Consider the following 13,335-nt stretch of genomic DNA (forward strand, 5'->3'; position numbering starts at 1 on the left):
AAATTTTCTTTTCAAAAATGGACTTTTATATTAATGTTGGAAGAAAAAATCATTAAAGAGAAGAAAGCACTTGGATTAAGAATTTTTGAACTCAGGGAAAAAGTTATCAATCCAAAAACGAATAAGCCAATTTCTCAAGAAGAATTAGGTCTACGAACAGGTAATGCTAAAAAAACAATTGGAGAAATTGAAAGAGGGAATACAAATCCTACCTTTGAAACATTATTAAAGATTGCGAGAGAACTCCAGGTCTCTATAAACGAGCTCTTCCAATATAATAGCAATGATTATCTGAGAAAATAGTGTTTAGGGAAGATTTTATATTAAACCGGAAATATGAATAATTAACTCCTGCTATTTTATCTCCTAAATAGGAATAAATACCCTTTTTAAGTCTTACTAAACCAAGTAATTTTACCAACACAATAATTCATTTTATTATTCCTTTACCAGTAATTTGAAATAGAATTTGGAAATAACAAAAACAGATATTAGAAAGTTAATCGATGTAGAAAAGGCTGATTCCTTTTTTAATCATCTTGTGGCAGTTGTTACTCGGGATTATCGAGCAAAAGGTGAAATTAAACCTTCCGAAATTGTAGTGTGGAGCCAAAGCTTTTGGACTGGAGTAACTTATCCAGTTTTCACCTTTAAACTAGATTCAAAAAACAACCTTATAGACATTACAGACCGATTAAATCCAGTGGGGCTCGTTTTCTATTTTGGATTCATATCATTTTTAATCTTTTTATTTACACCTCAAGATATTACGAATATAGCCTGGGAAAATTTTTGGCCACTAGCATTGACAGTAGTATTGTTTTTAGCAATTTTTGTTCTGATTACAACCCGCATTTATCGTTTTGAAAAACAGGAGCAACTAAATGAAATTTTTGAATTATTAGACATTGAAGTTGACAGCGAAAAATCAGAACAGGAATGGTCTTTAAAGAATATAATGATTAGATTATTCACTTATCCATTTTGTGCCTTTTTAATATGGCTGAATGTTTTTATAGCAATACCAACGGGAAATTACGGACTTGCAATGGGTACAGCAATTTTCGTGATACCTTATCTTTACTTTGATATAACACTAATTATGAGAAAAAAAACTACTGGCAATAAAGAAAATTAATCTCCAATAGCCGGCAGCGTTAGAAAGAAAATAATTAATTTGATCAACAGCTTTAAAAATCTATGATTGGTCTCGAAAGAAAAACCACATATTTTTATCAGGTTATCTTATATCAAGATTCGAACATTTAAAAATTTCCCCATTTCCCTTATATTTGTCATATTCTCACCCTACTGGAATATTTTTATTGCAGCCAAATCATTAAATTCCGGGCTGTAAAATAAATGCTATAAAAGATCAACCTACTCATAAATGGCAAAAGCAGATATCGATTTTGAAAAGGAACTCTGGGACGTGGCCAACGAACTTAGAGGCGCCGTTTCAGAGAAAAATTTTAAAGACTATATTACCCTTGCTAATTTCACCTCCTTTACAGTCTGTTATTCTCATAAAATATGAAAACATCAAAAATAGAGAAAGACGCGCCTGGCAATTATCTTAGTAAAAGTTTTCTTGAAGAACTAAACTTCAAATTGTGGGCTACAAGAGGAGCCCGGTTTAATTGTGATAAGCGATTGAGAACCAAAGGAAAAGCTTCTAACGCAGGTTTAACTATTATTTCCGCATATCTGATTATCGCGAGTTTAATAACAGTCTTCAATTTAGAACTTGGTGTCAGTCAAGAATTGCTCAATTTTACAATAACTGGTTTATCTATTTTAGTTTTAGTTTTCACCCAATTTGAAAATGCACAAAATTATGAATTAGTAGCAAAAACACACCACGACAGTGGGTTGAAAATTTCTGAACTTTACAACAGGTTAAGGATATTTAAAACTTTGCAAAAGAACCCTAACGATGATGAAATTTTAAATTTTGCAAATGATATTGTAGGCAAATATGAAAATGTATTGAGCACTTCAGGCAATCATTCAGGATTAGATTATGACCTATTCCTAGTAAAAAATATTGAATATTTGAAAAAGAATGAACCTGATAAAATCAAACACCTCAATATAGATAAAACTCAGAGATTATATTTTTGGAATGTATATGGCTGGTATCTTTTATTTATTATCCTACCCCCATCCATATTTATATTATTATTCTTCAGCCAGTCTATGTAGAAATCATATATGGATTAAAATAAGACAGTATTTATTAAATCCTCTAGTAATTATAGACCTATAGGACTAATACAAAAATCACAACAGATAGACCAAGTGAGGAGGATCTTTCCAATTTAATTCCCCCTTTTCCCTTATATTTGCCATATTCCCACCCTACAGGAATATTTCATTGCATCCAAATCACTATATTCAGGCTATTAACTTAAAAGCTAAGAACAACCTACGCATACATGGCAAAAGCAGATATCGATTTCGAAAAAGAACTTTGGGATGCGGCGAACGAATTGCGCGGCGCTGTATCTGAGAATAACTACAAAAATTACATCCTTCCACTTGTTTTCGTAAAGCACCTTAGCGAACGCTATGAAGTGGTACGCGAGGGATTGAAGGAGCAGCTTAAGGATCCTCGATCCAGTTATTACACTACAGATACCGAAGAGATCAATTACGTCCTGGAAGACCGGGATGAATACCGTTCCCGAAACACCTTTAAAATTCCGGAAACGGCTTCCTGGCAATATTTGAAGGATAATGCCGAGCAGGATGATATCAAGGTGAAGGTTGATGATGCCTTTGATGTGATCCAGGAACTTTTGACGGGGTACAACCCCCAGCTGGTGAATATTTTACCGCGGATCTTTGTGCGCAGCGAATTATCTCCCAAACAAACCGGCGGAATTATCAACCTCCTCTCCCACCCTAAATTTTCTGAAAAGGAAAATCCAGAAAGCGATATTCTGGGTCGTATCTATGAATATTATATTGGCCGATTTGCTATGGCTGAAGGTTCGGGTGCGGGGCAGTTCTTTACACCCGGAAGTATTGTAAGGCTGCTGGTGGAACTATTGGAGCCTTTCAAAGGCCGCATCTTTGATCCGGCTTGTGGGAGTGGAGGTATGTTTGTGCAGAGCTTGAAATTCATCAAAGAACACGGCGGAAACAAAAAAGACATCGCGATCTACGGACAGGAAATGACCGCGCAAACCTTGCGATTGTGCCTGATGAACCTGATGCTGCGGGACCTTTCTTTTGATATCAAACTGGGAAATTCTTTGCTCGACGATAAATTCCCAAACCTGAAAGCCGACTTTATAATTGCCAATCCGCCATTTAATGTGAGTAACTGGCATCCAGAAGATCTGCCCGATGGCGATCCAAGGTTATTTGGACCCAAAGAAGAATTCACTACAGATGGCAGCGCCAACTATATGTGGATGCAAACCTTCTGGCACCATTTAAGCGACACCGGGACTGCCGGGATTGTAATGGCAAACGGCGCGATGACTTCCAACAACAAAGGAGAGAAAAACGTGCGGCAGCATATGGTGGACAATTCTATGATAGATGCCATTGTTCGCCTGCCCGATAAGCTGTTCCTCACCACCGGGATCCCCGCCTGCCTTTTTATCCTGAGCAAAAACCGCGATGGAAAAGACGGCACCCACCGCGAGCGCAACAACGAGATCCTGTTCCTGGACGCCTCCAAAATGGGCACAATGGCCAGCAGAAAATTGCGGGTTTTTAGTGATGATGATATTAATAAAATAGCCGAAACCTACCACAAATGGCGTAATGTCAGCTCGAGCGGAGTCGAGAGCTATGTCGATGTGGAAGGTTTCTCTAAAGCAGCAACCATAGCCGAAGTACAAAAACAAGATTACAAATTAACACCGGGGATCTACGTTGGAACCGAAGCTGAAGAGGACGACGGAATTCCATTTGAAGAAAAGATGGAGGGCCTCAAGGCCCAGTTGTTAGAGCAGTTTGAAAAAGGAGAGGAATTGAAAGAAAGGATTAAGGCGAATTTTAAGAAGATGCTGTGAACCAATATTGAGTTAATGACGAGCAAATTTCTGTGTAAAACTATGACCGAATCTATAAATGGAAGAAAATAACCCAAAAATATTTATAAGCTATAGTCACGATAGTAAAGAACATCAAGACAGAGTTCTTAAATTATCCAACAGGTTAAGAAGTGAAGGAATAGATTGTGCTCTTGACCAATACGAAGATTCACCACCTGAAGGTTGGCCAAAATGGATGGACAGAAATGTTAAGAGCTCTGAGTTTATTCTCGTTGTATGCACAGAGACTTATTATAAACGTGTAGATGGAACCGACGAAGAAGGAAATGGTATAAAATGGGAAAGCACTCTGATCTATCAACAACTTTATAACGCTGGAGCAAATAACACTAAATACATTCCTATAATTTTCACAGATGGCAAGTTTGAATATATTCCTGAACCACTACAGGGATCAACTTTCTATAACGTCGACAATCCCGATGAATATGAAAAATTATACTGGAGATTGAGAGGTAGAAAGACTGAAAAACCCGAATTGGGCAAGTTGAGAGAATTACCAGAAAAAGAAAGAAAAACACTTTTTATCTCTGAATTGATAAAGCAAAGTGATTGGGAAAAAGCAAATTGGAAAGGAGGTGTGGGTTATTTGTGGACTGAAAACAATGAAGGCCCGCCAATTTTGATTCTCTTTTTTGAAACCATGAAGCAAGGACAAAAATTATTTTCTAGTCTTATAGATAAAATTGGACAAGAAGATGAGACTGAAAGATTAAGAGTTTCTATTGTTGAAGGTGAAGTGCCACATCAGAAAAGCGGTTATTTCGTAGTCATAGGAGAATATATAGATGCTACCGAAAAAATATTACTGGCAAAAAAAGATTCTGAAGGAGTTGAATTTATTGCTGTAAATCAAAGATTCCATAGGATCTATGTTAATGGTCAATCTCCTAGTTTGGCAAAATTCAAGGAAGAATACGGGAAATTTACCTGTTATTATTTAGCACCTGGAATCCAAAATAATGATGGAAAATCTCAACGACCATTTGAAGTCGATTGCAACCTAATGATTTTAAAAGAAAAAATTGAATTTAGGAATTATGATGACATTCCTAATTTTGGGGACGCTGATTCCATCTTGAAAACAGAGAAAGTACAGCATCACAAATTTTAAAGTTAACTATTCGAATAACCTCGAATAACGAACTGAGAAACTTTAAAAGGGGTTAAGGCCAGCGCAAGTAAACAATGGGAATTTTAAAAAATACCTTTAGCGTTTAGTCTGCACAATGCAAAAAAACAGAAATTATGTATAGAGGATTTAATTTAAGAATTGAGGATGAACTAGAGATTCATCAATACCACGAAATTGGTTTAGAAATACTTAAAATTTTAAAAAATTCTGTTCAACCAACACTCAAGAATTATATCCTTCCAGAAGGAACCCTTGATGGAAATAAAATAATGGAGGATTGGTTTCCCGAAGTTAAATCCCATATTTTTTTATCTCACTCCCATAAAGACTTTAAAAACGCAATTTATATAGCCGGAGCACTGTATTCAAAATTTAAAATACTGACATTTATTGATTCAACAGTTTGGGGATACTCTAATGAACTTCTACAAATAATTGATAACAAATATTGTAAAAGTGAAAGTGGAGAAACGTATGACTATAATAACAGAAATTATTCTACCACTCACGTTCACCTTATGTTATCCTCTGCTTTACATAAAATGATTGACAATTCAGAGGCGGTCATTTTTCTTAATACAGCCAATTCGGTTTCAACTCGAACAATTACAGAGAAAACGAATTCACCTTGGATTTTTTCTGAAATTAGTACAACAAAAATTATTAGAAAAAGAACACCCATCCGGTTAAGAAAAATAACCAAATCTTTTTCGGACACAATTTCTCTCAGTGAAAGCCAAAGGTCACAATTGAATATCGAGTACGATTTGGAATTAACACATTTGACTGACTTGACTTTATACCATTTCGAGTCTTGGCTTAATTCAACCTGTTATAGTCCAGAAGACGCTTTAGATAAATTATATAGTCAACACCCAATTAATTCCAAATTTTTAATAAAATGATATGAATGACAAAAAGTTTAAACACCTTGACTTTATCCACAGCACAATTAATAGAATGAGTAATAACTCTTTTTTAATTAAGGGTTGGACGATCTCTATTGTCTCTATTATTTTTATATTCTCAGATGATGAAATGAACGGTAGTTTCCTTTTAATTTCAACAGTAGCGGTGGTAATTTTCTGGTACCTAAATGGTTTTTTCTTACAGCAGGAAAGAAAATTTAGAGCTTTATACAATAAGATCAGAAAATTAAATGAAGATGACATTGATTTCTCCATGTCAACAGAAAAATTCAAGTCAGGAAAATATCATTTAATAAGCGGAATTTTTGGAAAAACTATTTGGCCTTTCTATGTAGCTATTTTGACAATGATTCTTTTAGGGAAATATGTTATTGAAAGCACAATTTCCCACAATGTTTAAAAACAACTCTATTACCTGTCTCAAACTAAATGTCCTGCCCGCATTGACCGCTGATTAGAAATAATGTATCATTTTATCGAAACTTATGAGCCAAATATATAATTCGGACAAACCAATCCTTGACAAAACAGAGGATAAATTTAATAGGTATAAATTTTCAAAAAGAATAGCCGAGACAATTTTAAAAAGAGAAATTGAGAGCGGACTAGTACTTGGCTTATATGGAGTATGGGGTGAGGGAAAGTCTTCAGTATTAAATATGATTGAAGATGTTCTCAAAAAAGATAATGATGTTTTAATTGTTAAATTCAATCCTTGGAGATTTAAAGATGAAGATGCGCTTATACTGAATTTCCTAAAAAACCTTTCAGAAACTCTCAATTGCCAACTGAATAACCTGAAAGAGAAAATAGGAGAATTTTTTAAAAAATATGGTTCTGTAGGTAGTGTTTTTAACTTAGACTTGTCCAGAGTAGGAGAATCATTATCTGATACTGAACTAGAAGATCTTAAAAACAGGGTTAATGATTTTCTAAGATTAAGTGAGAAAAAGATTGTTGTAATAATCGATGATATTGATAGACTTGATAAAAACGAGTTGTTTGCAATATTTAAATTAATCAAGCTAACTGGAAATTTCACTAACACCTATTATATTTTGTCCTTTGATGATGACATGGTTGCATCTGCTTTGAGTGAAAGATATGGAGGGGGAAATGAAGAATCGGGGTACAATTTTCTCGAAAAAATAGTTCAAGTTCCTTTGCGAATACCTAAGGCCCTTTCTAACGATCTACTCAATTATACTTTTGAGTTATTAGACCAGGTAATAAAAGAAAGTGAAATAGAAATTGATAAAGAGCAAGCTCAAAATATTGCATCTTCAATATCAAGATACATTCTTCATAAGATTTCAACCCCAAGATTAGCTGTTAGATATGCAAATTCCTTATCCTTTCTATTACCGTTGTTGAACGGTGAGGTGAATAATCGTGATTTAATTCTTTTTGAAGCAGTAAAAATCTTCTATCCCGAACATTATAAGTTTATAAAGAACAATCCAGAATATTTTATTGAATCATACTATTATTACGATAGAGGGAAAAACCAAACGAAAGAAGATGAGTTAAAAGAAAGACTTGACAAGTTGAATTTTAAACTGGCAAAAAATGATGCTAAATCTATAAAGGAATTCCTCAAAGAATTATTTCCATATCTCAAAGAAGCTCTGGGAAACCATAGTGTTAGTAATCTTGAGAGTTTTTGGACCAGAGACAAAAAAATAGCATCTCCTCAATATTTTTATAGGTATTTTATTTACAGTGTTCCTAGTGACCAAATATCTGATATATATTTCGACCATTATATTGAAAGTCTAAAAGAGGAAACACTCGATAAATTGGCAACTGAAACAGAAGAAATACTAAACCAGATTAAACCATTAGACTATTTAAATAAAATTTATTTTTATGAAGATGAATTGGATTGGGATTCAAAGAAAGTTTTGATAAATATAGTCACTTCAGTACAAGAGAAGTTTAACGGAAGACAAGGTGGTTCAATGATGTTTTCACTCTATAATCCAAGGTCTCAAGCTGCTATAACAATTAGAAGACTAATTGCTTCACATTCAGATTATCAGGAGAAAATTGATTTTGTAAAAACCCTCCTATCAGAAAATGTACCTTTTCACTTTTCTGAAGAAATATTAAGATGGGTTAAAGTTCATAAAAACGAAGAAGATAGATTATTTTCAAAAGAAGATATAAGAACTTTGAATGAGCTACTTCTTGAAAGAGCACTTGAATTTTGCAAAAACAAACAATCTAATTTATTCCTTGAATTTGAGGATGACATCTTTACACTCTTAGACTTCTGGTTTGAATTGAACCCTGTCCATTTATATAATTATTTTGAAAACTTACTATATGCTGACCCCAGTCTAATTAAAAGCATAATATATTCCCTAACTACAACTATAATAAGTTCCACTTATCCTGATCCGTACAAGGTAGATTTCAAAAAAGAGACCTACGAAAAATTAAAACTTTATTATGATACTAACGAAATTCAAAAATTAATCATAGATAAGTATGGGGAAGAGATAAATAAGGAAGAAAATGAAGTCAAGTTTTTTGATACGAGTCAAGGTCAGAATGAAATGAATGCTATGAGGCAATTTTTACATTGGCAATTAGAAGATAGTCATAATGAGGAAAAAATTGAGAAAGAAAAGAGGAAATAATAAGGATAACAAAAATTACTAATGCCGGAAAACTGGAAAACATATAAGCTTAAAGAAGCTGCAAATCTGTCAACTGGTTTTGCCTTCAAAAGTAAAGATTATCGTAACACGGGTGACTTAAAAGTAATACGAGGAAAGAATATTACCGAAGGTTTTTTACGTTGGGGGGAAGACAGTCGCTACTGGAATTTCTCAATGGAAAAACTTGATAAATATGCAGTAGAAGAAGGTGATATTGTTGTTGGAATGGATGGTTCTAAAATCGGTAAAAACAGAGCTATTGTAAGAAGCCAAGACCTTCCATCAATTTTAGCACAACGAGTGGGACGAATAAATGCTAAATCAGAAATAGCAGAGCAAAAATTTCTTTGGCAACTTATCAATAATAAGATTTTTGAAGATTACATTAATAACGTCAAAACTGGAACTTCAATTCCACATATTAGTTTAACTCAAATTGGGAATTTTGAAATAGAACTCCCTCCCCGTGAAGAACAAAAATCCATCGCCTCCATCCTCTCTGCTTTAGACGATAAGATCGAGCTCAACCTCCAGATGAACAAAACCCTGGAAGAAATGGCAATGGCTTTATACAAGCACTGGTTTGTGGATTTTGGGCCATTTCAGGATGGGGAATTTATGGATTCTGAATTTGGGGAAATTCCGAAGGGATGGGAGGTGAAAGAACTTAAGGATTTGATTCAATTAAATCCAAGATTGAGTTTGAAAAAGGGAAGTGAAGCATCTTTTGTTGAAATGAAAGTTTTACCAATAGATGTAATGTCAGTTTCCGATGTAGTACAAAAAGAATTTAAAGGCGGATCAAAATTTCAAAATGGCGACACGCTGTTTGCCAGAATTACACCTTGTCTTGAAAATGGAAAAACAGCCTTTGTGGATTTTTTGGAACCTGGTGAAATAGCTTTTGGTTCAACCGAATTTTTAGTGATGAGGACCAAAGAAGGTGTTTCCAAATATTGGACTTATTGTTTAGCTCGCGATACCAATTTCAGAAATTTTGCCATTTCTACAATGGTGGGAACATCAGGCCGTCAAAGGGTTCAAAATGATCCCTTTCTTTCCTATGAAATTCCGCAGCCTCCGAAGGAAATTTTTGATTCCTTCAGTGAAATTTCTGAGCCCTGGTTTCAACTAATTAGAATAAATACAATTGAAAATAAAACCCTCACACAACTCCGAGACACCTTACTACCCAAACTCATCAGCGGGGAAGTCCGCGTGAAAGATGTGGAGAAAACCTTAACAGAAGTCTTATGACACAAATGATCGAGATCACGGTTCAGAAAGCTGCCATAGACTGCCTCACAGAATTGGGGTACACCTATAAAGAAGGCAATTCCCTGCAGCGGGATCTCAAAAAGGTGGTTTTGGAGGAGGAGCTTCGGGAATTTTTAGTGAATTCCTATCCCGGGGTTCCGGCAACCGCCATTAATGAAGCCCTTTCAGCTTTTACCCGGCACGAGGGAATGGATCTCGATCACCGCAACCGCGATTTTCATCTTAAAATGACCCAGGGGGTTTCCATTACCTGGAAAGATCCTTCGGGCAAAGAACAGGCCCGGCACCTCTACCCTATCAATTTCAAAGAACCGGAGAAAAATACCTTTGTGTGTGCAGATGAAGTAAATATCATTGGCAAGAACAGCCGGCGCACAGATCTGCTCGTCTTCATCAACGGCCTGCCGCTCATTATTTTTGAATTCAAGAATATGTTTGATCCTGAGGTGGGCGTGGAAAACGCGCACCGGCAAATTGGGCATTACATTCAGGATATTCCGCAGTTGTTTGATTACAATGCCATCACGGTAGTTTCAGATGGGCTGGAAACCCTGCACGGGATGTACAACTCCTCCCTAAAGTGGTTTGCTCCGTGGAAAAGTCTGCACGGGGATGACCTTCAGCAGCAACAGGAACTTCAGCTGGAAACCTTGCTGAAGGCATTATTTCCGAAGAAAACCTTACTCAACTACCTGCAAAACTTCATTTTCCACGAAGACCACAACGGGAAAATAATCAAGAAAGGCGCAAAATACCACCAGTACTGGGGCATAAAAAAAGCGGTGGACTCTGCGGTAGAAAATATAAAACCCAACGGTGACGGCCGGCTGGGAGTTATATGGCACACGCAGGGATCGGGCAAAAGCATTTCGATGGCCATTCTTACCGGGATCCTTCGGCAAATGCCCGAAATGAAAAATCCCACCATCCTCATCCAGGTAGACCGCAATGACCTGGACCAGCAACTCTATGAGAATTTTGTGCTGTGCAAAGACCTGGTGGGCCACGTGCAACACGCCGATACCACCGATGAGCTGCGGGCCCTGCTGAGCACCGATGGCGGCGGCGTGATCTTTACCACCATTGAGAAATTTCGGTTAAAAGAACTGGCTTCGGGAAAAGAGCTCTCCCACCCTGTACTTTCTGAACGGTACAATCTTATCGTGATGGCAGATGAAGCCCACCGCACCCAGTACGGGTTCCATAGCGGCGGCTTTGCGCAGAACATAAGACGCGCCCTGCCCAATGCCTCCTTTATAGGCTTCACCGGAACTCCCGTAGATAGCAAAGATGCCGATACCCAACAGGTTTTTGGCACCACCATTCACACTTACGATATCAAACAGGCCGTGGAAGACGGTGCCACGGTGCCCATTTATTACGAGCCAAAAATGGTTCCGCTCAACATCAAAGCCAAATATGATAAGGAGCTGGATGAAATGGAAGAAGATGAGGACGAGGAGAACAATGCCGTTTGGGCCGCGATAGAAGATGCCGCCGGGGCCGATGATCGTGTAGCAAGAGTTGCCAAAGACATCCTCACCCATTTTAAGGCCAGGACCGAAAGCCTGGAAGGCAAGGCGATGATCGTGTGTATGAGCCGCAAGAACTGCATAAAAATGTACAACGCCCTCAGCGCGCTGGAAGCTTGCCCTGAAATTGCGGTGATCATGACGGGGAACATCAGCAAAGATCCGCCGGAATGGAATCCTCACATCCGGACCAAAGAAGCGATGGAAGCCATTAAAAAGCGTTTCCGAACGTCTGATGATCCGTTAAAGATCGTGATCGTTCGCGATATGTGGCTCACGGGATTTGATGCTCCCTGCGCCCATACGATGTATGTTGATAAGATCATGAAAGGCCATAACCTGATGCAGGCCATTGCGAGGGTGAACAGAGTGTTTGGAGAAAAACCCAACGGACTTGTAGTAGATTTTATTGGCATTTCCGGCTTTCTGGCCGAAGCCACCAAAAAATACACCGCCGGCGGCGGGGAAGGAAAACCCACTTTGGATCTAGAAGCTGCGGTAAAGGTTTGCCTGGAGCAATTTGAGAAAGTGAAAGCTATGGTGGGTGATTTTTCTGCGGAAAGCGTCAATGCGATGTCCGATATGGACAGGATAAAATGGTCCAACAGCAAAGTAAATAGCCTTTTAAAATCTGATGCCGTTACTGATGCTTTTTTGCTTGAAGAGCGGAAGCTGGCAGAACTGGTGGCAATGACCAGTTCAGATCCCCGAATCTGGGAGATCCAGGAAGAACTGGCGATCATTCAGAAGATAAGGCAGCTCATAAGAAAGATCAAATTCCCTCCCGGTCCGCGCAGGGAAAAGAATGAAAAGATAAAAGACCTGATAAGCAAATCCCTTGAATCGCAGGAAATTGTAGACCTGGCAAAGATGTACAACCTGGACAAGATCGATATTTCCATAGTAGACGATAAGTTCCAGGCCATTGTAAAGGAAAAAGGTGACGAGAACATTAAAGTCGAATTGCTGCGCAGGATCATCAATGACGAGATTCGGGTGCGAATGCCAAAGAACATCCGCCGAATGAAAAAGCTGAAAGAAGAGCTGGAAAAAGTGCTGAGCAACTACCACCGGAATTCTTTGGATTCCATCGCCGCCATCAAGCACCTGCTGGATATTGCCAATGAATTTCAGCAGGATGACATCAGGACCAAACAACTCGGTTTAACTGAAGACGAACTCGCTTTCTATGACCTGTTATCTGCCAATGAAAAGCTGCTCAACCAAACCGGTCCCATCCAGGACCTGGTGCATAAAGTAGTAGACTCCGTCAAGAAAAACCTCCAGCTCGACTGGACCAAAAAAGAAGACGCGAGAGCCGCGATTCGGTTAGCAGTGAAAAAAGAATTACGCGGGAAAGTGCCATTTTCTGAACTCGATAATTTGCTGAAGGAAGTGATCGAACAGGCCGAGGGACAGTATGGGGATTGGCCGCTGGAGGCTTAAGAAGGTTTAAGTTTAAGGTTTATGGTTAATTTAGATGACGCAAAGGGCAGCAATCCCGACAACTATCGGGACGCAACGACCGCAGAGCATTAGTAAGCTGATTTTGAATTTGTCTTCTTTTCGCACTTTGCTTTTCACTAACCAAACCCACACACCCGGAGAAAGCTATAGTTCTGGCTAATTCCCCTTTTTACCCCCCTGGGCTCCATACTTCTGAAAGCAAAACAGAATTTTTGTTTTCAAAGAAGCTTCTTTAAATGAAACATGATCAGCCAC

At 37.8% G+C, this 13,335-nt stretch carries 11 protein-coding genes; all 11 read left to right on the forward strand.

Annotated features, from left to right (window positions below; all coding sequences use genetic code 11):
* Positions 1-303: helix-turn-helix domain-containing protein (locus RM553_RS17535; protein ID WP_311536262.1), on the forward strand; the 303-nt coding region annotated here is incomplete at its 5' end.
* A gap of 166 nt (positions 304-469) precedes the next feature.
* A complete protein-coding gene (locus RM553_RS17540; RefSeq protein WP_311536263.1) occupies positions 470-1,138 on the forward strand; it encodes a hypothetical protein in 669 nt (222 codons plus the stop codon).
* Positions 1,139-1,390: 252 nt separating this feature from the next.
* The gene (locus RM553_RS17545) at positions 1,391-1,537 is read left to right on the forward strand and encodes a hypothetical protein (protein WP_311536264.1); all 147 of its coding nucleotides are present in this window, start codon (positions 1,391-1,393) and stop codon (positions 1,535-1,537) included.
* Positions 1,534-2,205, forward strand: a complete 672-nt coding sequence (locus RM553_RS17550) for an SLATT domain-containing protein (RefSeq protein WP_311536265.1) — start codon at positions 1,534-1,536, stop codon at positions 2,203-2,205. The genes RM553_RS17545 and RM553_RS17550 overlap by 4 nt, the downstream gene beginning before the upstream one ends.
* 233 nt (positions 2,206-2,438) lie before the next feature.
* The gene (locus RM553_RS17555) at positions 2,439-4,031 is read left to right on the forward strand and encodes a type I restriction-modification system subunit M (protein ID WP_311536266.1); all 1,593 of its coding nucleotides are present in this window, start codon (positions 2,439-2,441) and stop codon (positions 4,029-4,031) included.
* Positions 4,032-4,089: 58 nt separating this feature from the next.
* Complete coding sequence (locus RM553_RS17560; protein ID WP_311536267.1) at positions 4,090-5,187, forward strand: SEFIR domain-containing protein; 1,098 nt, start codon at positions 4,090-4,092, stop codon at positions 5,185-5,187.
* A gap of 134 nt (positions 5,188-5,321) precedes the next feature.
* Complete coding sequence (locus RM553_RS17565; protein ID WP_311536268.1) at positions 5,322-6,113, forward strand: hypothetical protein; 792 nt, start codon at positions 5,322-5,324, stop codon at positions 6,111-6,113.
* 1 nt (position 6,114) lies between these two features.
* Positions 6,115-6,537: a hypothetical protein gene (locus tag RM553_RS17570; RefSeq protein WP_311536269.1), complete on the forward strand. Its 423-nt coding sequence runs from the start codon at positions 6,115-6,117 to the stop codon at positions 6,535-6,537.
* Between the two features lie 85 nt (positions 6,538-6,622).
* Positions 6,623-8,782: a KAP family P-loop NTPase fold protein gene (locus RM553_RS17575; protein WP_311536270.1), complete on the forward strand. Its 2,160-nt coding sequence runs from the start codon at positions 6,623-6,625 to the stop codon at positions 8,780-8,782.
* A gap of 21 nt (positions 8,783-8,803) precedes the next feature.
* Positions 8,804-10,060, forward strand: coding sequence for a restriction endonuclease subunit S (locus tag RM553_RS17580; RefSeq protein ID WP_311536271.1), 1,257 nt, complete (start codon positions 8,804-8,806; stop codon positions 10,058-10,060).
* Entirely contained in the window at positions 10,057-13,059 is a 3,003-nt protein-coding gene (locus RM553_RS17585; protein WP_311536272.1) for a type I restriction endonuclease subunit R, read from the forward strand. Before RM553_RS17580 ends, RM553_RS17585 begins: the two co-directional genes overlap by 4 nt.
* The last annotated feature ends 276 nt before the right edge of the window (positions 13,060-13,335 follow it).

The sequence above is a fragment of the Autumnicola tepida genome (assembly GCF_031846485.1).
GTDB lineage: Bacteria > Bacteroidota > Bacteroidia > Flavobacteriales > Flavobacteriaceae > Autumnicola > Autumnicola tepida.